This is a genomic window from Pseudomonas acericola (SeqCode), from assembly GCF_053456465.1.
Genome location: NZ_JBRFJB010000004.1, coordinates 480,459 through 504,991, shown reverse-complemented (window position 1 = coordinate 504,991; position 24,533 = coordinate 480,459). Strand labels below are relative to the sequence as shown.

Here is a 24,533-nt window from a genome sequence, read left to right as displayed (position 1 = left end):
GTCAGTTCGCCCCTCCAACGCCACACTAGCGGACATGAAAAACGTCAGCCCGACCTACCTCAAGCACCAATTCCTGATCGCCATGCCCCACATGGCCGACCCGAACTTTGCGCAAACCTTGACCTACATCGTCGAGCACACGGCCAATGGTGCCATGGGGTTGGTGGTGAACCGCCCGCAAGACCTGAGCCTGGCGGATATCCTTGAGCAACTGCGCCCCGAGATCGACCCGCCGGCCCGTTGCCAGGGCGTGCCGATCTACATCGGTGGGCCGGTGCAGACCGATCGCGGTTTTGTCCTGCACCCCACCGGGCCGAAGTTCCAGGCCACGGTCGACCTTGACGGCGTGTCGCTGTCCACGTCCCAGGACGTGCTGTTCGCCATCGCCGATGGCGTGGGCCCTGAGCAAAGCGTGATCACCCTCGGTTATGCCGGCTGGGAAGCGGGGCAACTGGAAGCGGAACTGGCCAGCAACGCCTGGCTGAGCTGCCCGTTCGACGCCGACATCCTGTTCAACACCCCCGTCGAACTGCGCCTGGAGGCGGCCGCCGCCAAGCTGCGAGTCAACCTCAACCTGCTGACCAGCCAGGCGGGGCACGCCTGATGGCTTTGCGTTTGATCCTCGGGTTTGACTACGGCACCAAACAGATCGGCGTAGCGGTCGGCCAGGTCATCACCGGCCAGGCTCGCGAGCTGTGCACCTTGAAAGCCCAGAACGGCATACCCGACTGGAACCAGGTTGAAGCCCTCATTAAAGAGTGGAAGCCCGACGCCGTAGTGGTCGGCCTGCCCCTGAACATGGACGGCACCCCCAGCGACATGTGCCTGCGTGCCGAAAAATTCGCCCGCCGCCTCAATGGCCGCTACAACCTGCCCTTCTATACCCACGACGAACGCCTCACCACCTTTGAAGCCAAGGGTGAACGCCGCGACCGTGGCGGCCAGAAGGGCAGCTACCGCGACAACCCCGTGGACGCCATCGCCGCCGCCTTGCTGTTGCAGGGTTGGCTGGATGAAAACACCGCTTTATTTGAATCCTGACTGACGCGGCTTGCCGCGTCTTTTTACGTTTGAGCCCGGACCTTGCCTGCGCCAAGGCCTTGAAGGAGCCACCATGAGCTTGCCGAACCCTGCCGAACTGATCAGCCAGATGGCCAAAAGCCTCACGGCCCATCTGCAACACCGCGCCATCAGCGAGCCGCGCTTTATCGGCATTCGCACCGGTGGCGTGTGGGTCGCCCAGGCCTTGCTGGAAGAGTTGGGCAGCGATTCGCCGCTCGGGACACTGGATGTGTCCTTCTACCGCGACGACTTCAGCCAGAACGGCCTGCACCCGCAAGTACGCCCGTCGGCTCTGCCGTTCGAGATCGAAGGCCAGCACCTGGTGCTGATCGACGACGTGCTGATGAGCGGGCGCACCATCCGCGCCGCCATGAACGAACTGTTCGACTACGGCCGCCCGGCCAGCGTGACGCTGGTGTGCCTGCTGGACCTGGACGCTGGCGAATTGCCAATCAGCCCGGATGTGGTCGGCGCCACGCTGTCGCTTGCACCCCACCAGCGGGTAAAATTGTCCGGTCCCACGCCGCTCGAACTCGAACTGCAAGACCTCGCCCTTTAAACCCCTTGTAAAGAGTCCCCGCGATGACGCCTCTAGATGCCAAGCGCCCGCTGCAGCTCAATGCTCAGGGTCAGTTGCAACACTTCTTGTCCCTCGACGGTTTGCCCCGCGAACTGCTCACCGAAATCCTCGACACCGCCGACTCGTTCCTCGAAGTCGGTGGCCGCGCGGTGAAGAAGGTCCCGCTGCTGCGCGGCAAGACCATCTGCAATGTGTTCTTCGAGAACTCCACCCGCACCCGCACCACCTTTGAGCTGGCGGCCCAACGGCTGTCGGCCGACGTGATCACGCTGAACGTGTCCACCTCGTCGGCCAGCAAGGGCGAAACCCTGCTCGACACCCTGCGCAACCTCGAAGCCATGGCCGCCGACATGTTCGTGGTACGCCACGGTGACTCGGGTGCCGCGCACTTCATCGCCGAGCACGTGTGCCCGCAGGTGGCAATCATCAACGGCGGCGATGGCCGTCACGCCCACCCGACCCAGGGCATGCTCGACATGCTCACCATCCGTCGGCACAAGGGCAGTTTTGAAAACCTCTCGGTGGCCATCGTCGGCGACATCCTGCACTCGCGGGTCGCACGCTCGAACATGCTCGCCCTGAAGACCCTGGGTTGCCCGGACATCCGTGTGATCGCGCCAAAAACCCTGCTGCCGGTGGGTATCGAGCAGTACGGCGTGAAGGTCTACACCGACATGGCCGAAGGCCTCAAGGATGTGGACGTGGTGATCATGCTGCGCCTGCAACGCGAACGCATGTCCGGCGGCCTGCTGCCAAGCGAAGGCGAGTTCTACCGCCTGTTCGGCCTGACCACCGCACGTTTGGCCGGCGCCAAGCCGGATGCCATCGTGATGCACCCGGGCCCGATCAACCGTGGCGTGGAGATTGAGTCGGCGGTGGCCGACGGTCCGCAATCGGTGATCTTGAACCAGGTCACCTACGGCATCGCCATCCGCATGGCCGTGCTGTCCATGGCCATGAGCGGGCAAACCGCGCAACGTCAATTCGAGCAGGAGAACGCCCAGTGAAGCTCAGCATCCTCGGCGCCCGCGTCATCGATCCGGCCAGTGGCCTGGATCAAGTTACCGATCTGCACCTGGAAGCCGGCAAGATCATTGCCATCGGCGCTGCGCCTGCCGGTTTCAGCCCGGTGGAAACCATCGACGCCAAAGGCCTGGTGGCCGCGCCTGGCCTGGTGGACCTGAACGTCGCCCTGCGCGAACCGGGCTACAGCCGCAAAGGCAGCATCATCAGCGAAACCCGCGCGGCGGCAGCCGGTGGCGTGACCAGCCTGTGCTGCCCGCCGCACACCAAGCCGATCCTCGACACCTCGGCGGTGACCGAGCTGATCCTCGACCGCGCCCGTGAGGCCGGCAATTGCAAAGTGTTCCCCATCGGTGCCCTTAGCAAAGGCCTGGAAGGCGAACAACTCGCCGAACTGATCGCCCTGCGCGACGCCGGTTGCGTGGCCTTCGGCAATGGCCTGGAAAGCTTTCGCAGCACCCGCACCCTGTGCCGCGCCCTGGAATACGCGGCCACCTTCGACCTGACGGTGATCTTCCACTCCCAGGACCGCGATCTGGCCGAAGGCGGCCTCGCCCATGAAGGCGCCGTGGCCAGCTTCCTCGGCCTGCCGGGCATCCCCGAGACCGCCGAGACCGTGGCCCTGGCCCGCGACCTGCTGCTGGTGGAACAAAGCGGCGTGCGCGCCCACTTCAGCCAACTGACCAGCGCCCGCGGTGTCGCCCTGATCGCCCAGGCCCAGGCCCGTGGCTTGCCGGTGACGGCGGATGTGGCGTTGTATCAGCTGATTCTGACGGATGAGGCGCTGATCGACTTCTCCAGCCTGTACCACGTGCAGCCACCGCTGCGCACCCGAGCCGACCGTGACGGTTTGCGGGCGGCGGTTAAGTCCGGTGTGGTTTCGGCGATTTCCAGCCACCACCAGCCCCATGAACGTGATGCCAAGCTGGCGCCGTTTGGCGCGACAGAGCCGGGGATCAGCAGTGTCGAGCTGTTGTTGCCGTTGGCGATGACATTGGTGGAAGAAGGTCTGCTGGACTTGCCGACGCTACTGGCACGCCTGAGTGTTGGCCCGGCCGAGGCGTTGCGCCTGCCGGCAGGCAAGTTGGCAGTGGGTGCGGCTGCGGACGTGGTGCTGTTTGACCCGGCCAGCTCCACCGTGGCGGGCGAGCATTGGTTGTCGAAGGGTGAGAATTGCCCGTTCATGGGCCATAGCCTGCCGGCGGCGGTGCGTTACACCTTGGTCGACGGCCGGATCACCTACCAGGCCTGACAAGTCCCACATTCAAATGTGGGCACGGTCAATGTGGGAGCTGGCTTGCCTGCGATAGCATCACCTCGGTTTAACTGACACACCGAGGTGCCTGTATCGCAGGCAAGCCAGCTCCCACAAAAACCAGCTCCCACAGTTGGTTTTGCATAAGCCTCTAGAGACTTAGCGGCCGCCATTGCGCTCGGCATTGCGAATCGAAATCTGCGTATTCAACGTCCAGAAGTCATACAGCACCCCCACCAGGAACAAACCGCCGGTCAGCAGGTAGATCAAGCCGGTGATCCATTTGCCCTGGTACATGCGGTGCACACCGAACACCCCCAGGAACGTCAACAGAATCCAGGCCACGCTGTATTCGGTCGGTCCGGCGGTAAACCGCAGGTCGGCTTCACGGTCCATGGCAGGGATCAGGAACAGGTCGATCAGCCAGCCAATGCCCAGCAGGCCGAAGGTGAAAAACCAGATCGTGCCGGTCACGGGTTTGCCGTAATAGAAGCGGTGCGCGCCGGTAAATCCGAAAATCCAGAGCAGGTAACCGATCACCTTACTGTGCGTGTCCTGCTGCGAAACATCTTGCCGATAGGTGTTCATGGCGTACCTCTTTTGCCTCGATAGATAAATATTTTCATTTTCTTTGTGACTTTTTTACGGGCGCCCGACGTGTGGCCGATGGTATCTTCCCTCCCGCAAAGCCTTATGCCACCTGACTTGTGTAGGACAATTGCGGCGATTCGTCGCGTTTTTGCTGACTTTGACCCCAAGGTTCAATCGACAAACGGCCTTATAACGACACAAAAAGCTGTTATAAAGTTGCGCGCAAACCAAAAAGAGCCACGCCTAATGCGACCATTTTTCAAGACATGGCTAACCATTTGCCTATTAATGCCACTGGCCGCCCACGCCACCAATCGTGAGCAACGACTTCCGAACGTTAATGGTTTCACCCCTAAAGTTCACAGCACACCCGGCACCAGCAAAGCGGTCAAACTGACCGTCAACCGCCCGACTCAACTGAGCAAGGCCCACGCTAACGGCCTGGTCGGCGTCAACACCAAGCAAAGCAGCAATGTCCTCAGCCGCGCCGTCAACGTGCTCGGTACCCCTTATCGTTGGGGCGGCAGCAGCCCAAGTAAAGGGTTCGACTGCAGTGGCTTGGTGAAATATGCGTTTAACGACGTTGCCGCCGTGGATCTGCCGCGTACTTCCAATGCCATGGCCGCCGGTCACGGGCAGAAGGTTGATCGCAAGGACTTGAAGCCGGGCGACCTGTTGTTCTTCAAACTGAAGAGCCGCCAGGTCAACCACGTTGCCATCTACTTGGGCAACGACCGCTTTATCCACGCACCGCGTCGCGGCAAGTCGGTGAGCATCGACACGCTGAAGAAGCCGTTCTGGGACAAGAACTACGTGATTGCCAAGCGCGTTTTGCCGAAAGAGCAGAACAACCTGCGGGTTGTACAGCGCTGATCTTATAGACCCTTGGCTCCCCATCTGGAATGCAATCCAATGTGGGAGCTGGCTTGCCTGCCATAGCATCACCTCGGTCTAACTGATACACCGAGGTGCCCGCATCGCAGGCAAGCCAGCTCCCACACAAGCCAGCTCCCACATTGATCCCACTGTTTGCTAGATGTCTGCTGGCACCCTCGCCTTCTCCCGCGCATCCTCCCGACTGACCAGCCCCTCGCCCACCAGCGCCTTCAAGCTCATATCCAGCGTCTTCATCCCCAACGCCCCGCCGGTCTGGATCGCCGAAACCAGCTGCGCCACCTTGTCCTCGCGAATCAAATTGCGAACCGCCGGTGTGCCCAGCATGATCTCGTGAGCCGCCACGCGCCCGCCGCCGAGTTTTTTCACCAGCACCTGGGACACCACCGCCTGCAACGACTCCGCCAGCATCGAGCGGACCATGGCCTTTTCCCCCGCCGGGAACACGTCCACCAGCCGGTCCACGGTCTTTGCCGCCGATGCGGTGTGCAGGGTGCCAAACACCAGGTGCCCGGTCTCAGCGGCCGTGAGGGCCAGGCGGATGGTTTCCAGATCGCGCAGCTCGCCCAGCAGAATCACATCCGGGTCTTCCCGCAGTGCCGAGCGCAACGCCGCCGAAAAGCTGTGGGTGTCCCGGTGCACCTGGCGCTGGTTGATCAGCGCGGTTTTTGGCCTGTGGATAAATTCGATGGGGTCTTCGAGGGTGAGGATGTGCTGGCGTCGGTGCTGATTGAGGTAGTCGATCATCGCCGCCAGGGTGGTGGACTTGCCCGAACCGGTCGGCCCGGTGACAAACACCAGGCCACGGGGCAATTGGGCGATACGCTGGAAGACGTCCCCCAGGCCAAGGCTTTGCAGGCTCTGGACCTCATGGGGAATGGTGCGAAACACCGCGCCCATGCCGCGATCCTGCTGGAACACATTCGCTCGGAACCGCGCCACGCCGGGCAGTTCGAAGGCAAAGTCCGTTTCAAGAGATGTTTCGAAATCCTTTTGCTGGTGTTGATTGAGCAAAGGGCTGAGCAAATCCGCCACTTGGGACGCCGACAGCACCGGCCAATCCAGCGGCCAGATCTCACCATCCACACGCAGCATCGGCGCCAGGCCGGCCGACAAATGCAGGTCGGACGCGCCACGGCGCACGCCTGCCGTCAGCAGTTCAGTGATATCCATAGGGCTTTCCATTTCCAGTAGAATGCCGCGGACTCCATGTCCACGGGCGCATCTTGAATGTCCACGATAGCAGACAACATCGAGCTGGTTAGCCAGCGTATCCGCGCCGCCGCCGACGCTGCCCAGCGTGACGCAAGCAGCATCCACCTGCTGGCCGTGAGCAAGACCAAACCCGCCCAGGCCGTGCGTGAAGCCTATGCCGCCGGGATGCGCGATTTTGGCGAGAACTACCTGCAAGAGGCCTTGGGCAAACAGGCCGAATTAACCGACCTGCCCTTGAGTTGGCACTTCATCGGCCCCATTCAATCGAACAAGACGCGTGCTATCGCCGAGAACTTCGCTTGGGTGCATTCCGTGGAACGCCTGAAAATCGCACAACGCCTGTCCGAACAACGCCCGGCGGACCTGCCACCGCTGAACATCTGCATCCAGGTCAACGTCAGTGGCGAAGCCAGCAAGTCCGGCTGTACACCCGCCGACCTGCCGGCCCTGGCCCAGGCGATCAGCGCCCTGCCGCGCTTGAAGTTGCGGGGTTTGATGGCGATTCCCGAGCCGACTGACGATCGTGCCGCGCAAGATGCAGCCTTCGCCACGGTGCGCGAGCTGCAAGCCGGTTTGAATCTGCCGCTCGACACACTTTCCATGGGCATGAGCCACGACCTTGAGTCAGCCATCGCCCAAGGCGCCACCTGGGTGCGGATCGGTACTGCACTGTTTGGTGCCCGCGACTACGGCCAGCCGTGAAATGGCTGACTTTTCACTGAATAAGGACCTGTCATGAGCAACACGCGTATTGCCTTTATCGGCGCCGGTAACATGGCGGCCAGCCTGATCGGTGGCCTGCGGGCCAAGGGCCTGGATGCCGCGCAGATCCGCGCCAGCGACCCGGGCGCCGACACCCGTGCCCGCGTCAACGCCGAGCACGGTATCGCCACCTTCGCCGACAACGCCGAGGCCATCCAAGGCGTCGATGTGATCGTCCTGGCGGTCAAGCCGCAGGCCATGAAAGCCGTGTGCGAAAGCCTGCGCCCGAGCCTGCAACCACAGCAGTTGGTGGTGTCCATCGCCGCCGGCATTACCTGCGCCAGCATGAACAACTGGCTCGGTGCCCAGCCGATCGTGCGCTGCATGCCCAATACCCCGTCGCTGCTGCGCCAGGGCGTGAGTGGCCTGTACGCCACCGCTGAAGTCAGCGCCGCGCAACGCGATCAGGCGCAAGAACTGCTGTCCGCCGTGGGCATCGCCCTGTGGCTGGAAACCGAGCAGCAACTGGATGCGGTCACCGCCGTGTCCGGCAGTGGCCCGGCGTATTTCTTCCTGCTGATCGAAGCCATGACCGCCGCCGGCGTGAAGCTGGGCCTGCCAGCGGAAATCGCCAAACAGCTGTCGGAACAAACCGCACTGGGCGCAGCAAAAATGGCCGTGACCAGCGACGTCGACGCCGCCGAACTGCGCCGCCGCGTGACCTCGCCGGGCGGCACCACGCAAGCCGCCATCGAATCCTTCCAGGCCGGGGGCTTTGAAGCCCTGGTGGAAACAGCACTGGGTGCCGCAGCACATCGTTCGGCGGAAATGGCCGAGCAGCTGGGCAAATAAATAGTCGTCCCAATCAAGGAATCAAACATGCTTGGCCTTAATGACGCGCTTATTTTCATCATCCAGACTCTGGGCAGCCTGTACCTGCTGATCGTGCTGATGCGTTTTATCCTGCAACTGGTGCGGGCGAACTTCTACAACCCGCTGTGCCAATTCGTGGTCAAGGCCACCCAGCCGCTGCTCAAGCCGCTGCGCCGGATCGTGCCAAGCATGTTCGGCCTGGACATGTCGTCGCTGGTGTTGGCGCTGCTGCTGCAGATCCTGCTGTTTGCCGTGGTGCTGTTGCTCAAAGGCTTCCTGCCCTACACCGTGCTGCTGTTGCCATGGGCACTGATCGGCGTGTTCTCGCTGTTTTTGAAGATCATCTTCTGGTCGATGATCATCAGCGTGATCCTCTCGTGGGTCGCACCGGGCAGCCGCAGCCCTGGCGCCGAGTTGGTGTTCCAGATCACCGAGCCAGTGCTGGCGCCGTTCCGTCGCTGGATCCCGAACCTGGGCGGCCTGGACATCTCGCCGATCTTCGCGTTTATCGCGATCCAGCTGATCCAGGGCTGGGTTATCCCGTACCTGGCTGAATTTGCAGCCATGCCCAAGATGCTGTTCGGGCTGATCTGACACGTAGTGGGAGCAGGCTTGTGTAGGAGAAGGCTTGCTGTGGCGAGGGAGCTTGCTCCCGCTGGAGTGCGAAGCGCTCCCAAGATCTTGGGGCCGCCGCGCAGCCCAGCGGGAGCAAGCTCCCTCGCCACAGGGGCCACACAAGCAGCTCCCCTATTTTGTATCTGCGCACGAGTGCAGGCCTTTGCTTGCCGCTAGGGTCCCCGCTCTTTAGACTTACGCCTCATTTAAACGAGAGCAGGGTCGATGCCAGCTGCCTTCCCCCCCGATTCTGTTGGACTGGTCGTGCCCCAAGTGGCGCACTTCAGCGAACCGCTGGCCTTGGCCTGCGGCCGCTCGCTGCCTGCCTATGACCTGATCTACGAGACCTACGGCCAACTGAACGCCACGGCAAGCAACGCCGTGCTGATCTGCCACGCCCTGTCCGGCCATCATCACGCCGCCGGTTTCCATTCTGCCGACGACCGTAAACCCGGTTGGTGGGACAGTTGCATCGGTCCCGGCAAGCCCATCGACACCAACAAATTCTTTGTGGTCAGCCTGAACAACCTCGGCGGCTGCAACGGCTCCACCGGCCCTAGCAGCCTCAACCCGGAAACCGGCAAGCCGTTCGGCGCCGACTTCCCGGTGCTCACCGTGGAAGACTGGGTGCACAGCCAGGCGCGCCTCGCCGACCTGCTGGGCATCAACCAGTGGGCGGCAGTGATCGGTGGCAGCCTGGGCGGCATGCAGGCCCTGCAATGGACCATCACCTACCCGGATCGCGTCCGCCATTGCCTGGCCATCGCCTCGGCACCGAAGTTGTCGGCGCAGAACATCGCCTTCAACGAAGTGGCGCGCCAGGCCATCCTCACCGACCCCGAGTTCCACGGCGGTTCGTTCCAGGAAGCCGGGGTGATCCCCAAGCGTGGCCTGATGCTGGCGCGGATGGTCGGGCACATCACCTACCTGTCCGATGACTCCATGGGCGAGAAATTCGGCCGGGGCCTCAAGAGCGAGAAGCTCAACTACGACTTCCACAGCGTCGAGTTCCAGGTGGAAAGCTACCTGCGTTATCAGGGCGAGGAGTTCTCCGGGCGTTTCGACGCCAACACCTACCTGCTGATGACCAAGGCCCTGGACTACTTCGACCCGGCGGCCAACCATGACGACGACCTGGCCAAAACCTTCGAACACGCCACGGCCAAGTTCTGCGTGATGTCGTTCACCACCGACTGGCGCTTTTCGCCGGCACGCTCCCGTGAGCTGGTGGATGCGCTGATGGCCGCGCGCAAAGACGTCTGCTACCTGGAGATCGACGCTCCGCAAGGCCACGACGCCTTCCTGATCCCGATCCCGCGCTACCTGCAAGCGTTCAGCAACTACATGAACCGAATCGTATTGTGAGAAAGCCATGAGAGCCGACCTGGACATCATCCAAGACTGGATCCCCGCCGGCAGCCGCGTGCTCGACCTGGGCTGCGGCGATGGCGAACTGCTGAGCTGGCTGCGGGACAACAAGCAAGTCACCGGCTACGGCCTGGAAAACGACCCGGACAACATCGCCCAGTGCGTGGCCAAGGGCATCAACGTAATCGAGCAGGACCTGGACAAGGGCCTGGGCAACTTTGCCAGCAACAGCTTCGATATCGTGGTGATGACCCAGGCCCTGCAAGCGGTGCACTACCCGGATCGCATCCTCGACGAAATGCTGCGCGTCGGCCGCCAGTGCATCATCACCTTCCCCAATTTCGGGCACTGGCGCTGCCGCTGGTACCTGGCCACCAAGGGCCGCATGCCGGTCTCGGATTTCCTGCCGTACACGTGGTACAACACGCCCAACATCCACTTCTGCACCTTCGAAGACTTCGAAGCCCTGTGTGGCGAGCGTGAAGCCAAGGTGATCAACCGCCTTGCCGTCGATCAACAGCACCGCCACGGCTGGGCGAGTAAACTATGGCCCAACCTGTTGGGCGAAATTGGTATCTACCGGGTCAGCAGCCCTGGCCTGACCGACCACAAGATTGCCGTCTAATCATTTTCAAGAGGGATGATCATGAGTCGCTTGGCTATTTTTCTATTGACCGCCTGCCTGGGCGCCAGCGCCATCGCAGCGGACTCTATCGACGCTAATCGCAAGAAAGACTTCGGTGACATCACCGTTCACTACAACACCTTCACCTCCAGCTTCCTGCCACCGGAAACCGCCCAGAAGATCGGCGTGGTGCGCAGCAAGGAGAAGGGCCTGATCAACGTGACCGTGATCAAGGGCGTTGCCCCGGTAGCGGCGCAAGTGACCGGCACCATCAAGGACCTGGGCGGCAAGAGCGAGGTCCTGACCTTCAAGCAGATTACCGAGAAGAGCGGCGTCAGTTACCTCGCGCCCTACTCCGTCACGCAGCGTGAATACAAGACGTTTACCATCAACGTTGAAACCGGCGGCAAAGCCCATAGCTTCCAATTCAACCAAGAACAGTTCCCGGCCGAATGATGAAACTCACCCAACTCGTACTGGCCAGCCATAACGCCGGCAAACTCAAGGAACTGCAGGCCATGCTCGGCGAATCGGTGCACTTGCGCTCGATTGGCGAGTTCAGCCAGGTAGAGCCGGAAGAAACCGGCCTGTCGTTCGTCGAGAACGCCATCCTCAAGGCGCGCAATGCCGCACGCATCTCCGGCCTGCCGGCATTGGCCGATGACTCGGGTTTGGCGGTGGACTTCCTCGGCGGCGCCCCGGGCATCTATTCGGCGCGTTATGCCGATGGCAAGGGCGACGCGGCCAACAACGCCAAGCTGCTGGACGCCCTCAAGGACGTACCGGACGCCGAGCGCGGCGCGCAGTTCGTCTGCGTGCTGGCCCTGGTGCGCCACGCCGATGACCCGCTGCCGATCCTCTGCGAAGGCCTGTGGCACGGGCGCATCCTGCATGCCGCCAGCGGCGAGCATGGCTTTGGCTACGACCCGCTGTTCTGGGTGCCGGAGCGCAATGTCTCCAGCGCCGAACTGAGCCCGGCCGACAAGAACCAGATCAGCCACCGCGCCCGCGCAATGGATTTGCTGCGCCAACGCCTGAGCCTGAAATGACCCAAAACACCTCTGCGCAGCCGCTGATCCACGGCGGCGCGCAAACTCCACGGGCGGCCCTGCCCCTGCTGCCGCCCCTGGCGCTGTACATCCACATTCCGTGGTGCGTGCGCAAATGCCCTTACTGCGACTTCAACTCCCACACCGCCAGCAACGTGCTGCCGGAAGAGGAGTATGTGGACGCGCTGCTGGCCGACCTCGATCAAGACCTGCACGCCGTCTACGGCCGCGAGCTGAGTTCGATCTTCTTTGGTGGCGGCACGCCGAGCCTGTTCAGTGCGGCGGCGCTGGGCCGCTTGCTCAAAGGCGTGGAAGCGCGCATCCCGTTTGCCGGCGACATCGAGATCACCCTGGAAGCCAACCCCGGCACCTTCGAACAAGAGAAGTTCGTGGCGTACCGCAAGCTGGGGATCAATCGGCTGTCCATCGGTATCCAGAGTTTCCAGCAGGAAAAACTTGAGGCCCTCGGCCGCATCCACAATGGCGACGAAGCCATCCGCGCGGCGGGCATGGCGCGCCAGGCCGGGTTCGACAACTTCAACCTGGACCTGATGCACGGTTTGCCCGATCAATCCCTGGACGACGCCCTGAGCGACCTGCGCCAGGCCATCGCGCTTAAGCCCACGCATTTGTCCTGGTATCAGCTGACCCTGGAACCCAACACCGTGTTCTGGAACCAGCCGCCGGCGCTGCCCGAAGACGACACGTTGTGGGATATCCAGGAAGCCGGCCAGGCGCTGCTCGCCGAGCACGGTTACGCGCAATACGAAGTGTCGGCCTATGCCCAACCGGGTCGTCCGGCGCGGCACAACCTGAACTACTGGAGCTTTGGCGACTTTATCGGCATCGGCGCCGGCGCCCACGGCAAGCTCAGCCACCCGGACGGGCGCATCGTGCGCACCTGGAAGACCCGCGCACCGAAGGACTACCTCAACCCGGCGAAAAACTTCCAGGCCGGCGCGAAGGAACTGACCAACGAAGAGCTGCCGTTCGAGTTCCTGATGAACGCCTTGCGTCTTACCGAAGGTGTCGAAGCCAAGCTGTACGCCGAGCGCACTGGCCTGGAGCTGGCCAGCTTGGATGAAGCCCGTCGCGAAGCCGAACAAAGTGGCTTAATGCAGGTCGAACCGTCACGCCTGGCGGCGACCGACCGCGGGCAACTCTTTCTCAATGACCTGTTGCAGAAGTTTTTGAGCTGATCGCTCTAAGGAAATCGAATGGATTTGGTACTCGACCTGCTCGCCACCGTATCCCGCTGGAGCCGTAGCAACCTGTCGGAAATCTCCCTGGCCCTGGTGGGCTGCTTGCTGGTGCTGTTTGGCGCCGACATCAAGGGCTGGGTCGAAGCCCGCCTGGGCAGCGTCGCCGGTGCGTTGCGCGTACCGTTGATGGCGTTGCTGTGCATGATTGGCAGCGGTGCTGCGTTGATCTACGCCACGCCGTGGATTGTGCGGGGGTTGAGCCAGTTCAATAACTACAGCCTGGCGCCGGTGTTGGTGGTCGTGTTGGTGTTGATCGGCGTAGTCGCCGACCGCCGCTAATCCCGAGCACACCGAGAAACAAATGTGGGAGCTGGCTTGCCTGCGATGCAGACACCTCGGTGTATCAGTGATACCCAGGTGATGCTATCGCAGGCAAGCCAGCTCCCACAGTTTTGACCGCGCTCTACTCAGTCGACTTTCTCGAACTTCAAATCCCAAACGCCATGCCCGAGTCGCTCACCGCGACGTTCGAACTTGGTGATCGGCCGCTCGGCCGGGCGCGGCACGCATTTGCCGTCTTCGGCCAGGTTGCGGTAGCCAGGCGCGACATCCATCACTTCCAGCATGTATTCCGCATACGGTTCCCAGTCGGTGGCCATGTGCAGGATACCGCCCACTTTCAGCTTGCTGCGCACCAGTTCCGCGAAAGAGGCCTGGACGATGCGGCGCTTGTGGTGACGGGATTTGTGCCATGGGTCCGGGAAGAACAGCATCAGGCGGTCGAGGCTGTTGTCGGCGATGCAGCGGTTGAGCACTTCAATCGCATCGCAGTCGTAGACCCGCAGGTTGGTCAGGCCTTGCGTCAGCACGCCATTGAGCAGCGCGCCCACACCGGGGCGGTGCACTTCAACGCCGATGAAGTCCTGCTCCGGCGAGGCGGCGGCCATTTCCAGCAGGGAGTGACCCATGCCGAAGCCGATTTCCAGGGAACGCGGGGCCGAACGGCCGAACACCTGGTCGTAGTCCACCGGCGCATCCGCCAGGGGCAGCACGAACAGCGGCGTACCTTGCTCCAGGCCCTTTTGCTGGCCTTCGGTCATGCGACCGGCGCGCATCACAAAACTCTTGATGCGGCGGTGCTTGGACTCGTCGCCTTCTTCCACGGTGTTCGGCGTTTCGTTTGATTCAGTCATCATGGCTCTTACTTGATCAGACCATCCAGCGGCGAAGAGGCGCTGGCGTAGAGTTTTTTCGGCATGCGCCCGGCGAGGTAGGCCAGGCGGCCCGCGACGATCGCATGTTGCATGGCTTGGGCCATCATGATCGGTTGCTGGGCGTGGGCGATGGCCGAGTTCATCAGCACCGCGTCACAACCCAGCTCCATGGCAATGGTTGCGTCGGAGGCAGTGCCCACGCCCGCATCCACCAGCACCGGGATCTTGGCTTCTTCGAGGATGATCTGCAGGTTGTACGGGTTGCAGATCCCCAGGCCGGAACCGATCAGACCGGCCAGCGGCATCACGGCGATGCAGCCGATTTCTGCCAGTTGGCGGGCGATGATCGGGTCGTCGCTGGTGTAGACCATCACGTCGAAGCCTTCCTTGACCAGGGTCTCGGCGGCCTTGAGGGTTTCGATCACGTTGGGGAACAGGGTTTTCTGGTCGGCCAGCACTTCCAGCTTCACCAGGTTGTGGCCGTCGAGCAGCTCACGGGCCAGGCGGCAGGTGCGCACGGCTTCGATGGCGTCGTAGCAGCCGGCAGTGTTCGGCAGGAAGGTGTAGCGATCCGGCGACAGCACTTCGAGCAGGTTCGGCTCGCCTTCGATCTGGCCCAGGTTGGTGCGGCGCACGGCGAAGGTGACGATCTCGGCGCCCGAGGCTTCGATGGCCAGGCGGGTTTCTTCCATGTCGCGGTACTTGCCGGTGCCGACCAGCAGACGGGACTGGTAGGTACGACCGGCCAGGACGAAGGGCTTGTCGCTACGAACGATGCTCATGGGAAATCCTCGGAATGGGGTGAGGTTCTGCAGAATTCAGGAAGCTGCGCGACTAGCCGCCGCCGATGGCGTGGACCACTTCGATCTGGTCACCTTCGCTGAGCGCGGTCGCGGCGTGCAGGCTGCGCGGGACGATATCCAGGTTGAGCTCCACTGCGACGCGACGCCCGGTCAGGTCCAGGCGGGTCAGCAGGGCTGCAACGGTTTCGCCGTCGGGCAGTTCAAAGGGTTCGCCGTTCAACTGAATGCGCATGCCGCGGGCCGCCATCGTTTTTAGGGGCCAGCATTCTAGCCCGATCAACGTGGCTGACCCAAGTCCCTTGGTCAGGCGGCTTGCAAGCGGAACGCCGCCAGGCCCAACAGGAACCAACCGAGCAGGAACGCCAGGCCACCAAACGGGGTGATGATGCCGAGCTTGCTGATGCCGGTCATGGTCAGCACATAGAGACTGCCGGAGAACAGCAGGATGCCGACCACAAACGAGACGCCCGCCCAGGTGACCAGACGCCCCGGCAGGTGCGCCGCCAGCAGCGCCACGCCGAACAGGGCCAGGGTGTGCACCAGTTGGTAGGTGACGCCGGTGTGGAAGATCGCCAGGTACTCGGCGCTCAGGCGGTTTTTCAGGCCATGGGCGGCGAAGGCGCCCAGGGCGACACCGGTGAAGCCGAAAAAGGCCGCCAACATCAGAAAGCCACGCAGCATGAGGAACTCCAGTCACAAGGGGCAGGGTCTGTATAATGGCCCGCTCAACGGGTTCGGCCAAGCCATCTCTATGCTGCGTCTCCTCTTCAGTCGTTTTCTCAAAGTCGTGAAATGGTTTGCCATCGGCAGTGTCCTGCTGGTGCTGCTGTTGCGTGTCGTGCCGCCGCCGTTCACCGCGCTGATGGTGGAGCGCAAGATTGAATCCTGGTTCGATGGCGAGCCCATTGACCTGCAACGCACCTGGGTGCCGTGGGATGAGATCTCCGACGAGCTGAAAGTGGCGGTGATGGCCGGTGAAGACCAACGTTTCCCCCAGCATTGGGGCTTTGACTTCGGTGCGATCCAGGCCGCGATCCTGCACAACGAGCGCGGCGGCTCGATTCGCGGCGCCAGCACCCTGAGCCAGCAAGTGTCGAAGAACCTGTTCCTGTGGGCCGGCCGCAGCTATCTGCGCAAAGGCCTGGAAGCCTGGTTTACCGCACTGACCGAAATCCTGTGGCCCAAGCAGCGGATTCTTGAGGTGTACCTCAACAGCGTGGAATGGGATGAAGGCGTGTTTGGCGCAGAAGCGGCGGCGCGGCATCACTTTGGCGTGAGTGCCAAGGCGCTGTCCCGCCAGCAGGCCAGTTATCTGGCGGCGGTGTTGCCCAACCCAAGGGTGTGGAGTGCCAGCCATCCGACGGCGTATGTGGCTAGGCGCGCGGCGTGGATTCGTCAGCAGATGAGTCAGCTGGGCGGTGATGGCTACCTCCTCGAACTGAACAACACCCGCAAAGCCCCCTGGTCCGACTGACACACTGCAAAACCCTGTGGGAGCTGGCTTGCCTGCTCCCACAAGGACTGCGTGAAGACAAACAAAAATGCCCCGATCTTTCGATCGGGGCATTTTTTTGCCTTATCGCAGTGTTTTAGGCAGCGATCGACAGTTTCAGCTTGTTCATCGCGCTTTTCTCAAGCTGACGAATCCGCTCGGCCGACACGTTGTACTTCTGCGCCAGGTCGTGCAGCGTGGCTTTGTCTTCTGCCAGCCAGCGCTGGTAGAGGATGTCGCGGCTGCGGTCGTCCAGCACTTCCAGCGCTTCGTGCAGGTTGTGGTTGGAGTTGTCGCTCCAGTCCGCATCCTCCAGTTGACGCGCCGGGTCGTAGCGGTGGTCTTCCAGGTAGTTGGCCGGCGATTGGAACGCGCTGTCGTCATCCGCTTCGGCGGCTGGGTCGAAGGCCATGTCATGGCCGGTCAGGCGGCTTTCCATCTCGCGCACTTCACGGGGCTCCACGCCGAGGCTTTCGGCCACACGGTGGACTTCCTCGTTGTTCAGCCACGCCAAGCGTTTTTTCTGGCTGCGCAGGTTGAAGAACAGTTTGCGCTGGGCCTTGGTGGTCGCGACTTTCACGATGCGCCAGTTGCGCAGGATGAACTCGTGGATTTCCGCCTTGATCCAGTGCACGGCAAACGACACCAAACGCACGCCCATTTCCGGGTTGAAGCGTTTCACCGCCTTCATCAGGCCAACGTTGCCTTCCTGGATCAGGTCAGCCTGCGCCAGGCCGTAGCCGCTATAGCTACGGGCGATATGTACGACAAAACGCAGGTGGGCGAGCACCATCTGCCGAGCCGCCCCCAAATCCTGCTCATAGTAGAGACTCTCGGCCAGTTCACGCTCCTGCTCGGGCGTCAGCAATGGAATGCTGTTGACCGTGTGCACATACGCCTCCAGGTTTGCACCTGGGACCAGAGCATAAGCAGGTTGCAAAGAAGTGGTCATACGAAACCTCCGACTTACATAACTCGTGCAGTTCAGCACTGCGAAAATTGACCGGGAACCGTAGGACAAGTTCCCTAAACCGCTGATACGGTCAATACAAACGAAACCACATTAATCTGACATTAACTACTTCGGTGCCAGCTCGCGTAAATGACGAGCGACCGCAATCCAAGCACCGATATACCCCAACAGCACCGCGCCAAGCAAGAGACTCAGACCATCGGCTACCGGCACGCCCGCCAGGGCGAAATCACTGCCGTACAGGCCAGCCAGCCCGACAACCGCGTCGTTCAGCCAGTCCAAGCCAAATGCCAGCACGCCCCAGGACAAAATCCCGGCGCCGAAGCCATAAAGCGCGCCCATGTACAGAAAAGGCCGACGCACATAGCTGTCCGTGCCGCCGACCAGTTTAATCACTTCTATCTCAGTGCGACGGTTTTCAATATGAAGACGAATGGTATTACCTATCACCAAAAGTAATGCAGACACCAACAGCACCGTCAGGCCGAACACAAAGCGGTCACCCAGCTTGAGGATCGCCGCCAGGCGCTCCACCCAGACTAGATCAAGTTGCGCCTGTTGCACCTTGGGCATCTCTGCGAGTTTTTGTCGCAGGGCTTCCAGCGCGGGCTTGTCGACTTCATTCGGCGTCACCAGCACCACGCCCGGCAGCGGGTTCTGCGGCAGCTCCTTGAGCGCCTCGCCCAGGCCGGATTGTTGCTGGAACTCTTCAAGGGCCTGGTCGCGGCTGATGTACTCGGCATCCGCTACGCCCGGCAGGTTCTTGATGTCGTCCCGCAGGCCTTCGCCTTCCTTGGTGCTGGCATCAATGTTGAGGTACAGCGAAATCTGCGCCGCACGCTGCCAGGAACCGCCGAGGCGCTCCACATTATTGAGCAGCAGCGACAAGCCCATTGGCAGGCTCAAGGCCACGGCCATCACCAGGCAGGTGAAAAAGCTGCCGATCGGCTGCTTGCCCAGGCGACGCAGGCTGTCCAGCAGGCTGGCGCGGTGGCTTTCGATCCAGGCGCGCAGCAGCGTGCCGAAGTCCGGGCCGTCGTCTTCGTCGTGTTTTTTCTTTTTCTGCGGTTGCGGGTCGGCCGGTTTCGGCGCCACGCGTTCGGAGACTTTAGGGCTGCGGGTAGCACTCATACGCCAGCCTCCCCGTCACCGATCAGGCGGCCGCGTTGCAGGGTCAGCATGCGGTGGCGCATGCGAGCGATCAGTGCCAGGTCGTGACTGGCGATCAATACGCTGGTGCCCAAACGGTTGATGTCTTCGAACACGCCCATGATCTCGGCCGCCAAACGCGGGTCGAGGTTACCGGTGGGTTCGTCCGCCAGCAGCAAGGCCGGGCGGTGGACGATGGCGCGGGCAATGCCGACGCGCTGTTGCTGGCCGGTGGACAGGTCGCCGGGGTAGAGGTCGGTCTTGTCCGACAGCGCCACGCGCTCCAGGGCCGAATCCACGCGCTTGACGATCTCGGCCTTGGACAGCCCGAGGATCTGCAATGGCAGAGCAATGTTGTTGAACACCGTGCGATCGAACAGCAACTGGTGGTTCTGGAACACCACGCCGATCTGGCGGCGCAGGTACGGAATCTGCGCATTGCTGATGGTGGCCAGGTCTTGGCCGGCCAGCAGCAGCTTGCCGGTGGTCGGGCGTTCCATGGCCAGCAGCAGGCGCAACAAGGTGCTTTTACCGGCGCCAGAGTGGCCGGTGACAAACAAGAATTCGCCGCGACGCACTCGAAAGCTCAGCTCATGCAAGCCCACATGCCCGTTGGCATAGCGTTTACCGACCTGTTCGAATCGAATCATGAACGCTCCCGCTCGGCGAAAAGTGCCTGGACAAAGGGTTCGGCTTCAAAGGTACGCAGGTCGTCGATACCTTCACCGACGCCGATATAACGAATCGGCAGGCCGAACTGCTTGGCCAGGGCGAAGATCACGCCGCCCTTGGCCGTGCCGTCGAGCTTAGTCAATGCCAGGCCGGTCAGTTGCACCGTCTGGTTGAATTGTTTGGCCTGGCTGATGGCGTTCTGCCCGGTGCCGGCGTCGAGCACCAGCAATACTTCGTGCGGGGCGTCTGCGTCGAGCTTGCCGATCACGCGGCGGACTTTCTTCAGCTCTTCCATCAAATTGTCTTTGGTGTGCAGGCGACCGGCGGTATCGGCGATCAGCACATCAATGTTGCGCGCTTTGGCGGCTTGCACGGCATCGAAGATCACCGAAGCGGAATCGGCGCCCGTGTGCTGGGCGATCACCGGGATCTTGTTGCGCTCGCCCCACACTTGCAGCTGTTCTACCGCTGCGGCGCGGAAGGTATCGCCCGCCGCCAGCATGACTTTCTTGCCTTCGGACTGCAGTTTCTTGGCCAGCTTGCCGATGGTAGTGGTCTTGCCGGCGCCGTTGACGCCCACGACCAGGATCACGAACGGCTTGTTCGGGGTGATCACCAGCGGTGCTTCCACCGGCTTGAGCATGGCGGCCAGCTCGGCTTGCAGGGATTTGTAGAGGGCGTCAGCGTCGGTCAGCTGCTTGCGCGCGACCTTCTGCGTCAGGCTCTGGATGATCACGGCGGTGGCTTCGACGCCCACGTCGGCGGTGAGCAGACGGGTTTCGATGTCTTCCAGCAGCTCGTCATCAATGACCTTTTTGCCGAGGAACAGGCTGGCCATGCCTTCGCCGATGCTGGCGCTGGTCTTGCTCAGGCCTTGCTTGAGGCGGGCGAAGAAACCGGTCTTGCTGGTTTCGGCGACAACGGGTTCGGGTTCGACCACAGCAGGAACGGCTGTTTCGACGACTGGCGCGGCTTCAACCACCACGGCCACCGGTTCAACCACGGCAGGGATCGGCGGCGCGACGTGTTCAGCCTGGACGTCTTCAACCAGCGCCACGGGCTCTTCCGCTACCGGCAGCTCAGGCCATGGCTTGTGCTCTGGCTCAACGACTGGCGCTGGCTCGGCCTCAACCACCGGCTGCAACACCGGCTCAACCAGCGGCAACACCACCGGCGCTGGGGTCTCTACGACCGGTTCGGCTTCTACGATGGGCTCTGGGATAGGCTCAGGTTGAACCTGTGGCTGTTCGTCGACGGTTTCCTGCGGCTTTTTGCGCAGCCATCCGAACAGGCCTTTCTTCTCGCCAGCCGCAGCTGGGGTCTTCTTGTCGTCGTTGGAACCAAACATGGAGACGGCTATCTCAAGGTAGCGACGCGCCAGTAGGCGCGTCGGTAAATAAAATTCGATGCGTAACAGACTGTTTTTTAGCCAGCTCGTTCATGCGCAACATCTTGTAAGGCCTAAATCGGGCCTTAACAGGACTGCCGCAGTGGCCGTCCGTAAATCCGACCAGTATCCTAGCACCTCCTCGCCCGCCGACGCTAAGACCAAGCGGGCAGCCCAACAGGTTTAAAAACGAATGAATGCTCTAGCCCGCCGCGCCGCAGGCCTGCTGTTCAGCACAGTTTGTCTGCCTCTTTCAGCCTTGGCTGCCGATCCACAACCCACCCATGAATTCACCCTGGATAACGGCCTCAAGGTCGTCGTACGCGAAGACCATCGCGCGCCAGTGGTGGTTTCCCAGGTCTGGTACAAGGTCGGTTCAAGCTACGAAACCCCAGGCCAGACCGGTTTGTCCCACGCCCTGGAACACATGATGTTCAAGGGCAGCGCCAAGGTCGGCCCCGGCGAAGCCTCGCTGATCCTGCGCGACCTCGGCGCCGAAGAGAACGCCTTCACCAGCGACGACTACACCGCCTACTACCAGGTACTGGCCCGCGACCGCCTGGGCGTCGCCTTCGAACTCGAAGCCGACCGCATGGCCAGCCTGCGCCTGCCGGCCGACGAGTTCAGTCGCGAAATCGAAGTCATTAAAGAAGAACGCCGCCTGCGCACCGACGACAACCCCATGTCCAAGGCCTTCGAGCGTTTCAAGGCCATGGCCTTCCCGGCCAGCGGCTACCACACGCCGACCATCGGCTGGATGGCTGACCTGGAGCGTATGAAGGTCGAAGAACTGCGCCACTGGTATCAAGCCTGGTACGTGCCGAACAACGCCACCTTGGTGGTGGTCGGCGATGTCACCCCGGATGAGGTGAAGACCCTGGCCCAGCGCTACTTCGGCCCGATTCCCAAGCGTGACGTGCCACCGGCCAAGGTGCCGATGGAGCTGGCCGAGCCCGGCGAACGCCTGCTGACCATGAAAGTGCAGACCCAACTGCCCAGCGTGATCCTCGGTTTCAACGTGCCGGGCCTGGTCACCGCCGAAGACAAACGCTCAGTCCAGGCCCTGCGCCTGATCTCCGCCCTGCTGGACGGCGGCTACAGTGCACGCATTTCCGAGCAGTTGGAGCGCGGTGAAGAGCTGGTCTCCGCCGCCTCCACCAGCTACGACGCCTACACCCGTGGCGACAGCCTGTTCACTCTCTCGGCCACGCCGAACCAGCAGAAGAAAAAGACCATCGCCCAAGCCGAAGCCGGCCTGTGGCGCCTGCTGGATGAACTCAAGGCCAAGCCACCCACCGCCGCCGAGCTGGAACGCATCCGCGCCCAGGTCATCGCCGGTCTGGTCTACCAGCGTGACTCCATCACCAGCCAGGCCACGGCCATTGGTTCGCTGGAAACCGTCGGCCTGTCCTGGAAGCTGATGGACACCGAGCTGGCCGACCTGCAAAGCGTGACCCCGGAAGATATCCAGAAAGCCGCGCGCACCTACTTCACCCGCGAACGCCTCAGCGTCGCCCATGTCCTGCCTGAGGAGACCGCTCATGAGTGATCGCAAAAGCAGCCGCCTGATCTTCCCCGGCCTGATCGCCGTCACCCTGATCGCCGCCGGCGCCGTGTACTTCCTGCGCCCGAGCGAATCCATCGCCAGCCCGGCGCTGGAAAAGGCCCAGTCGAGCAACAAACTGCAATCTTTGTCCGAGCTGGACGGCAAGGCGCCGACCAACCGCAAGCTCGACGTGCAAACCTGGACCACCGCCGAAGGCGCCAAGGTGTTGTTTGTCGAAGCCCATGAACTGCCAATGTTCGATATGCGCATCCTGTTCGCCGCCGGCAGCAGCCAGGACGGCAACGTGCCGGGCCTGGCGCTGATGACCAACGCCATGCTCAACGAAGGCGTGCCGGGCAAGGACGTGAGCCAGATCGCCCGCGACTTCGAAGGCCTGGGCGCCGACTTTGGCAATGGTGCCTACCGCGACATGGCGTTGGTGTCCCTGCGCAGCCTGAGCGCCGGCGACAAGCGCGACGCGGCCCTGTCGCTGTTTGACGAGGTGATCGGCAAGCCGACCTTCCCGGCCGACTCCCTGGCGCGCATCAAGAACCAGATCCTCGCCGGCTTCGAATACCAGAAGCAAAACCCGGCCAAGCTGGCCAGCCTGGAGCTGTTCAAGCGCCTGTACGGCGACCACCCTTACGCGCACCCGAGCGAAGGCACACCGGAAAGCGTGCCGAAGATCAGCCTCGCGCAGTTGCAGGGCTTCCATGCCAAGGCGTATGCCGCTGGCAATGCGGTGATTGCGGTGGTCGGCGACCTGACCCGCGCCGAAGCCGAAGCCATGACGGCCAAGGTGTCGGCATCGCTGCCCAAAGGCCCGGCGCTGGCGAAGATCGCCCAGCCCACCGAGCCTAAAGCCGGCCTGAGCCATATCGAGTTTCCGTCCAAGCAGACGCACTTGCTGTTCGCCCAACTCGGCATCGACCGCGCCGACCCGGACTACGCGGCCTTGTCCCTGGGCAACCAGATCCTTGGCGGCGGTGGCTTCGGTACGCGCTTGATGAGTGAAGTGCGCGAGAAGCGCGGCCTGACCTACGGCGTGTACTCCGGCTTCTCACCGATGCAGGTGCGCGGCCCGTTCATGATCAACCTGCAGACCCGCGCCGAAATGAGCGGCGGCACCCTGCGTCTGGTTGAAGATGTGGTGGCGGACTACCTGAAGACCGGCCCGACCCAAAAAGAACTGGATGATGCCAAGCGCGAGCTGGCCGGCAGCTTCCCGCTGTCGACCGCGAGCAACGCCGATATCGTCGGGCAGCTGGGCGCGATGGGTTTCTACAACCTGCCGCTGAGCTATCTGGAAGATTTCATGAAACAATCCCAGGCCCTGACCGTAGAGCAGGTCAAGGCTGCAATGAACAAACACTTGAGCGCCGACAAGATGGTCATCGTGACCGCCGGCCCGACCACTGCGCAAAAGCCACTACCGCCCCCCACTGATAAACCCGCCGAGCAGCCGCTCGGGGTTCCGGAGCATTAATGGCCAGTTCATCTCGCCCGAAAAAACCCGTCCACAACGTACACAACGGTGTGGGCCAACTGCGCATCATTGGCGGTGAATGGGGCAGCCGCAAGCTGAGCTTCCCCGACGTCGTGGGTCTGCGCCCAACGCCAGACCGCGTGCGTGAAACCCTGTTCAACTGGCTCGCGCCGTACATCGGCGGAGCCAAGGTGCTGGACCCGTTCGCGGGCAGCGGCGCGCTGTTCCTCGAGGCGCTGTCCCGTGGCGCCGCCCAGGCCCAGGCGCTGGATGCCAGCAACGTTGCGGTGTCCAGCCTCAAGGAACACTTGGGCACCCTGCGCTGCACCAACGGCCAGGTGCAAACCGCCGATGCCCTGCGCTACCTGGAAACCCAGCCGGCCAGCGAGTACGACGTGGTGTTCCTCGACCCGCCGTTCAACCAGAACCTGCTGCCGACCGTGTGTGCGCTGCTGGAAGAACGCCAATGGCTGGCGCCGGATGCGTGGATCTACACTGAAAGCGAGACCGCGCCGTCCACCCTGGGCCTGCCGGGCGCGTGGCGCCTGCACCGGGAACAGAAATCCGGTCGGGTGTACTACGCGCTATGGCACCGTTTAGTCGAAAGCGCCGCCTAACCCTGTGGCGAGGGAGCTTGCTCCCGCTGGGGTGCGAAGCAGCCCCAAAACCGGCAACCGTGTTCTGACTGAATACATGCGGTGTTCTTGATGGGGCTGCTGCGCAGCCCAGCGGGAGCAAGCTCCCTCGCCACAACACC

General features: G+C 62.4%; 29 protein-coding genes. 19 read left to right on the top strand and 10 right to left on the bottom strand.

Annotated features, from left to right (window positions below):
• Window positions 1-34 precede the first annotated feature (34 nt).
• From ACU688_RS18595 to ACU688_RS18575, 5 genes are all read left to right on the top strand, one after another.
• The gene (locus ACU688_RS18595) at window positions 35-604 is read left to right on the top strand and encodes a YqgE/AlgH family protein (protein WP_448185882.1); all 570 of its coding nucleotides are present in this window, start codon (window positions 35-37) and stop codon (window positions 602-604) included.
• Window positions 604-1,041, top strand: coding sequence for a Holliday junction resolvase RuvX (gene ruvX, locus ACU688_RS18590; protein ID WP_005792259.1), 438 nt, complete (start codon window positions 604-606; stop codon window positions 1,039-1,041). Before ACU688_RS18595 ends, ruvX begins: the two co-directional genes overlap by 1 nt.
• 73 nt (window positions 1,042-1,114) lie before the next feature.
• Window positions 1,115-1,621, top strand: coding sequence for a bifunctional pyr operon transcriptional regulator/uracil phosphoribosyltransferase PyrR (gene pyrR, locus ACU688_RS18585; protein WP_448185881.1), 507 nt, complete (start codon window positions 1,115-1,117; stop codon window positions 1,619-1,621).
• Window positions 1,622-1,644: 23 nt separating this feature from the next.
• Complete coding sequence (locus ACU688_RS18580) at window positions 1,645-2,649, top strand: aspartate carbamoyltransferase catalytic subunit (RefSeq protein WP_124527306.1); 1,005 nt, start codon at window positions 1,645-1,647, stop codon at window positions 2,647-2,649.
• Complete coding sequence (locus tag ACU688_RS18575) at window positions 2,646-3,917, top strand: dihydroorotase (RefSeq protein ID WP_448185880.1); 1,272 nt, start codon at window positions 2,646-2,648, stop codon at window positions 3,915-3,917. Before ACU688_RS18580 ends, ACU688_RS18575 begins: the two co-directional genes overlap by 4 nt.
• A gap of 162 nt (window positions 3,918-4,079) precedes the next feature.
• On the opposite strand, the gene ACU688_RS18570 is transcribed toward ACU688_RS18575, so the two are convergent.
• Window positions 4,080-4,508 carry an NINE protein gene (locus ACU688_RS18570; RefSeq protein ID WP_448185879.1) on the bottom strand — a complete coding sequence of 143 codons (429 nt, stop codon included), beginning with the start codon at window positions 4,506-4,508 and terminating at the stop codon, window positions 4,080-4,082.
• Window positions 4,509-4,757: 249 nt separating this feature from the next.
• On the opposite strand from ACU688_RS18570, the gene ACU688_RS18565 reads away from it, so the two are divergent.
• Entirely contained in the window at window positions 4,758-5,384 is a 627-nt protein-coding gene (locus tag ACU688_RS18565; protein ID WP_448185878.1) for a C40 family peptidase, read from the top strand.
• Window positions 5,385-5,543: 159 nt separating this feature from the next.
• On the opposite strand, the gene ACU688_RS18560 is transcribed toward ACU688_RS18565, so the two are convergent.
• On the bottom strand, window positions 5,544-6,578 hold the full coding sequence (locus tag ACU688_RS18560) for a type IV pilus twitching motility protein PilT (RefSeq protein WP_448185877.1): 1,035 nt from the start codon (window positions 6,576-6,578) through the stop codon (window positions 5,544-5,546).
• Between the two features lie 57 nt (window positions 6,579-6,635).
• Here ACU688_RS18560 and ACU688_RS18555 point away from each other — a divergent pair, with 57 nt between their 5' ends.
• The 9 genes from ACU688_RS18555 to ACU688_RS18515 all read left to right on the top strand — a co-directional run bounded on the left by ACU688_RS18555 (window position 6,636) and on the right by ACU688_RS18515 (window position 13,393).
• Window positions 6,636-7,322, top strand: a complete 687-nt coding sequence (locus ACU688_RS18555) for a YggS family pyridoxal phosphate-dependent enzyme (RefSeq protein WP_448185876.1) — start codon at window positions 6,636-6,638, stop codon at window positions 7,320-7,322.
• 33 nt (window positions 7,323-7,355) lie between these two features.
• Entirely contained in the window at window positions 7,356-8,174 is an 819-nt protein-coding gene (gene proC, locus ACU688_RS18550; RefSeq protein WP_448185875.1) for a pyrroline-5-carboxylate reductase, read from the top strand.
• Between the two features lie 27 nt (window positions 8,175-8,201).
• Window positions 8,202-8,789 carry a YggT family protein gene (locus tag ACU688_RS18545; RefSeq protein ID WP_448185874.1) on the top strand — a complete coding sequence of 196 codons (588 nt, stop codon included), beginning with the start codon at window positions 8,202-8,204 and terminating at the stop codon, window positions 8,787-8,789.
• Window positions 8,790-9,035: 246 nt separating this feature from the next.
• Window positions 9,036-10,175, top strand: coding sequence for a homoserine O-succinyltransferase MetX (metX, locus tag ACU688_RS18540; protein ID WP_448185873.1), 1,140 nt, complete (start codon window positions 9,036-9,038; stop codon window positions 10,173-10,175).
• Between the two features lie 7 nt (window positions 10,176-10,182).
• Window positions 10,183-10,803: a methionine biosynthesis protein MetW gene (metW, locus tag ACU688_RS18535; RefSeq protein WP_017735309.1), complete on the top strand. Its 621-nt coding sequence runs from the start codon at window positions 10,183-10,185 to the stop codon at window positions 10,801-10,803.
• A 21-nt stretch (window positions 10,804-10,824) separates the two neighbouring features.
• A complete protein-coding gene (locus ACU688_RS18530) occupies window positions 10,825-11,259 on the top strand; it encodes a DUF4426 domain-containing protein (protein WP_017735310.1) in 435 nt (144 codons plus the stop codon).
• Complete coding sequence (gene rdgB / locus ACU688_RS18525; RefSeq protein WP_017735311.1) at window positions 11,256-11,852, top strand: RdgB/HAM1 family non-canonical purine NTP pyrophosphatase; 597 nt, start codon at window positions 11,256-11,258, stop codon at window positions 11,850-11,852. The genes ACU688_RS18530 and rdgB overlap by 4 nt, the downstream gene beginning before the upstream one ends.
• Window positions 11,849-13,051, top strand: coding sequence for a radical SAM family heme chaperone HemW (gene hemW, locus ACU688_RS18520; protein ID WP_448185872.1), 1,203 nt, complete (start codon window positions 11,849-11,851; stop codon window positions 13,049-13,051). The genes rdgB and hemW overlap by 4 nt, the downstream gene beginning before the upstream one ends.
• Window positions 13,052-13,069: 18 nt before the next feature.
• Window positions 13,070-13,393 (top strand): DUF3392 domain-containing protein, encoded by a 324-nt coding sequence (locus ACU688_RS18515; protein WP_010207241.1) that lies wholly within the window; start codon window positions 13,070-13,072, stop codon window positions 13,391-13,393.
• Between the two features lie 128 nt (window positions 13,394-13,521).
• Here ACU688_RS18515 and trmB read toward each other — a convergent pair whose 3' ends face one another.
• The 4 genes from trmB to ACU688_RS18495 all read right to left on the bottom strand — a co-directional run bounded on the left by trmB (window position 13,522) and on the right by ACU688_RS18495 (window position 15,752).
• Window positions 13,522-14,247, bottom strand: a complete 726-nt coding sequence (gene trmB / locus ACU688_RS18510) for a tRNA (guanosine(46)-N7)-methyltransferase TrmB (protein ID WP_017737956.1) — start codon at window positions 14,245-14,247, stop codon at window positions 13,522-13,524.
• Window positions 14,248-14,255: 8 nt separating this feature from the next.
• Window positions 14,256-15,050 carry a thiazole synthase gene (locus ACU688_RS18505; RefSeq protein ID WP_181282511.1) on the bottom strand — a complete coding sequence of 265 codons (795 nt, stop codon included), beginning with the start codon at window positions 15,048-15,050 and terminating at the stop codon, window positions 14,256-14,258.
• Between the two features lie 52 nt (window positions 15,051-15,102).
• The gene (gene thiS / locus ACU688_RS18500) at window positions 15,103-15,303 is read right to left on the bottom strand and encodes a sulfur carrier protein ThiS (RefSeq protein ID WP_448185871.1); all 201 of its coding nucleotides are present in this window, start codon (window positions 15,301-15,303) and stop codon (window positions 15,103-15,105) included.
• A gap of 71 nt (window positions 15,304-15,374) precedes the next feature.
• On the bottom strand, window positions 15,375-15,752 hold the full coding sequence (locus tag ACU688_RS18495) for a DUF423 domain-containing protein (RefSeq protein ID WP_207040463.1): 378 nt from the start codon (window positions 15,750-15,752) through the stop codon (window positions 15,375-15,377).
• A gap of 70 nt (window positions 15,753-15,822) precedes the next feature.
• Here ACU688_RS18495 and mtgA point away from each other — a divergent pair, with 70 nt between their 5' ends.
• On the top strand, window positions 15,823-16,545 hold the full coding sequence (gene mtgA, locus ACU688_RS18490; RefSeq protein ID WP_305431703.1) for a monofunctional biosynthetic peptidoglycan transglycosylase: 723 nt from the start codon (window positions 15,823-15,825) through the stop codon (window positions 16,543-16,545).
• Window positions 16,546-16,660: 115 nt separating this feature from the next.
• On the opposite strand, the gene rpoH is transcribed toward mtgA, so the two are convergent.
• The 4 genes from rpoH to ftsY all read right to left on the bottom strand — a co-directional run bounded on the left by rpoH (window position 16,661) and on the right by ftsY (window position 20,705).
• On the bottom strand, window positions 16,661-17,515 hold the full coding sequence (gene rpoH, locus ACU688_RS18485; protein ID WP_016972967.1) for an RNA polymerase sigma factor RpoH: 855 nt from the start codon (window positions 17,513-17,515) through the stop codon (window positions 16,661-16,663).
• A gap of 126 nt (window positions 17,516-17,641) precedes the next feature.
• Complete coding sequence (gene ftsX, locus ACU688_RS18480; RefSeq protein WP_017737951.1) at window positions 17,642-18,667, bottom strand: permease-like cell division protein FtsX; 1,026 nt, start codon at window positions 18,665-18,667, stop codon at window positions 17,642-17,644.
• Window positions 18,664-19,335: a cell division ATP-binding protein FtsE gene (gene ftsE, locus ACU688_RS18475; RefSeq protein WP_017737950.1), complete on the bottom strand. Its 672-nt coding sequence runs from the start codon at window positions 19,333-19,335 to the stop codon at window positions 18,664-18,666. Before ftsE ends, ftsX begins: the two co-directional genes overlap by 4 nt.
• Window positions 19,332-20,705, bottom strand: coding sequence for a signal recognition particle-docking protein FtsY (gene ftsY / locus ACU688_RS18470; protein ID WP_448185870.1), 1,374 nt, complete (start codon window positions 20,703-20,705; stop codon window positions 19,332-19,334). The genes ftsE and ftsY overlap by 4 nt, the downstream gene beginning before the upstream one ends.
• A 232-nt stretch (window positions 20,706-20,937) precedes the next feature.
• Between ftsY and ACU688_RS18465 the strand changes: the two genes are divergently transcribed.
• From ACU688_RS18465 to rsmD, 3 genes are read left to right on the top strand one after another with little or no spacing between them, the layout of a single operon-like run.
• Window positions 20,938-22,293, top strand: a complete 1,356-nt coding sequence (locus ACU688_RS18465; RefSeq protein WP_448185869.1) for a M16 family metallopeptidase — start codon at window positions 20,938-20,940, stop codon at window positions 22,291-22,293.
• Complete coding sequence (locus tag ACU688_RS18460; RefSeq protein ID WP_448185868.1) at window positions 22,286-23,776, top strand: M16 family metallopeptidase; 1,491 nt, start codon at window positions 22,286-22,288, stop codon at window positions 23,774-23,776. Before ACU688_RS18465 ends, ACU688_RS18460 begins: the two co-directional genes overlap by 8 nt.
• Window positions 23,776-24,393 carry a 16S rRNA (guanine(966)-N(2))-methyltransferase RsmD gene (gene rsmD / locus ACU688_RS18455; RefSeq protein ID WP_124526771.1) on the top strand — a complete coding sequence of 206 codons (618 nt, stop codon included), beginning with the start codon at window positions 23,776-23,778 and terminating at the stop codon, window positions 24,391-24,393. The genes ACU688_RS18460 and rsmD overlap by 1 nt, the downstream gene beginning before the upstream one ends.
• Window positions 24,394-24,533: the final 140 nt, after the last annotated feature.

Coding starts and splice junctions, on each gene's coding strand:
- ftsX (WP_017737951.1), bottom strand. CDS start 18,667: ATGAGTGCTACCCGCAGCCCTAAAGTCTCCGAACGCGTGGCGCCGAAA.
- ACU688_RS18570 (WP_448185879.1), bottom strand. CDS start 4,508: ATGAACACCTATCGGCAAGATGTTTCGCAGCAGGACACGCACAGTAAG.
- pyrR (WP_448185881.1), top strand. CDS start 1,115: ATGAGCTTGCCGAACCCTGCCGAACTGATCAGCCAGATGGCCAAAAGC.
- ACU688_RS18560 (WP_448185877.1), bottom strand. CDS start 6,578: ATGGATATCACTGAACTGCTGACGGCAGGCGTGCGCCGTGGCGCGTCC.
- ACU688_RS18580 (WP_124527306.1), top strand. CDS start 1,645: ATGACGCCTCTAGATGCCAAGCGCCCGCTGCAGCTCAATGCTCAGGGT.
- ACU688_RS18530 (WP_017735310.1), top strand. CDS start 10,825: ATGAGTCGCTTGGCTATTTTTCTATTGACCGCCTGCCTGGGCGCCAGC.
- ACU688_RS18460 (WP_448185868.1), top strand. CDS start 22,286: ATGAGTGATCGCAAAAGCAGCCGCCTGATCTTCCCCGGCCTGATCGCC.
- mtgA (WP_305431703.1), top strand. CDS start 15,823: ATGCTGCGTCTCCTCTTCAGTCGTTTTCTCAAAGTCGTGAAATGGTTT.
- ACU688_RS18555 (WP_448185876.1), top strand. CDS start 6,636: ATGTCCACGATAGCAGACAACATCGAGCTGGTTAGCCAGCGTATCCGC.
- ACU688_RS18565 (WP_448185878.1), top strand. CDS start 4,758: ATGCGACCATTTTTCAAGACATGGCTAACCATTTGCCTATTAATGCCA.
- ACU688_RS18465 (WP_448185869.1), top strand. CDS start 20,938: ATGAATGCTCTAGCCCGCCGCGCCGCAGGCCTGCTGTTCAGCACAGTT.
- trmB (WP_017737956.1), bottom strand. CDS start 14,247: ATGACTGAATCAAACGAAACGCCGAACACCGTGGAAGAAGGCGACGAG.
- ACU688_RS18515 (WP_010207241.1), top strand. CDS start 13,070: ATGGATTTGGTACTCGACCTGCTCGCCACCGTATCCCGCTGGAGCCGT.
- proC (WP_448185875.1), top strand. CDS start 7,356: ATGAGCAACACGCGTATTGCCTTTATCGGCGCCGGTAACATGGCGGCC.
- rpoH (WP_016972967.1), bottom strand. CDS start 17,515: ATGACCACTTCTTTGCAACCTGCTTATGCTCTGGTCCCAGGTGCAAAC.
- ftsY (WP_448185870.1), bottom strand. CDS start 20,705: ATGTTTGGTTCCAACGACGACAAGAAGACCCCAGCTGCGGCTGGCGAG.
- metW (WP_017735309.1), top strand. CDS start 10,183: ATGAGAGCCGACCTGGACATCATCCAAGACTGGATCCCCGCCGGCAGC.
- ACU688_RS18495 (WP_207040463.1), bottom strand. CDS start 15,752: ATGCTGCGTGGCTTTCTGATGTTGGCGGCCTTTTTCGGCTTCACCGGT.
- ruvX (WP_005792259.1), top strand. CDS start 604: ATGGCTTTGCGTTTGATCCTCGGGTTTGACTACGGCACCAAACAGATC.
- rsmD (WP_124526771.1), top strand. CDS start 23,776: ATGGCCAGTTCATCTCGCCCGAAAAAACCCGTCCACAACGTACACAAC.
- hemW (WP_448185872.1), top strand. CDS start 11,849: ATGACCCAAAACACCTCTGCGCAGCCGCTGATCCACGGCGGCGCGCAA.
- ACU688_RS18545 (WP_448185874.1), top strand. CDS start 8,202: ATGCTTGGCCTTAATGACGCGCTTATTTTCATCATCCAGACTCTGGGC.
- rdgB (WP_017735311.1), top strand. CDS start 11,256: ATGATGAAACTCACCCAACTCGTACTGGCCAGCCATAACGCCGGCAAA.
- thiS (WP_448185871.1), bottom strand. CDS start 15,303: ATGCGCATTCAGTTGAACGGCGAACCCTTTGAACTGCCCGACGGCGAA.
- metX (WP_448185873.1), top strand. CDS start 9,036: ATGCCAGCTGCCTTCCCCCCCGATTCTGTTGGACTGGTCGTGCCCCAA.
- ACU688_RS18505 (WP_181282511.1), bottom strand. CDS start 15,050: ATGAGCATCGTTCGTAGCGACAAGCCCTTCGTCCTGGCCGGTCGTACC.
- ftsE (WP_017737950.1), bottom strand. CDS start 19,335: ATGATTCGATTCGAACAGGTCGGTAAACGCTATGCCAACGGGCATGTG.
- ACU688_RS18595 (WP_448185882.1), top strand. CDS start 35: ATGAAAAACGTCAGCCCGACCTACCTCAAGCACCAATTCCTGATCGCC.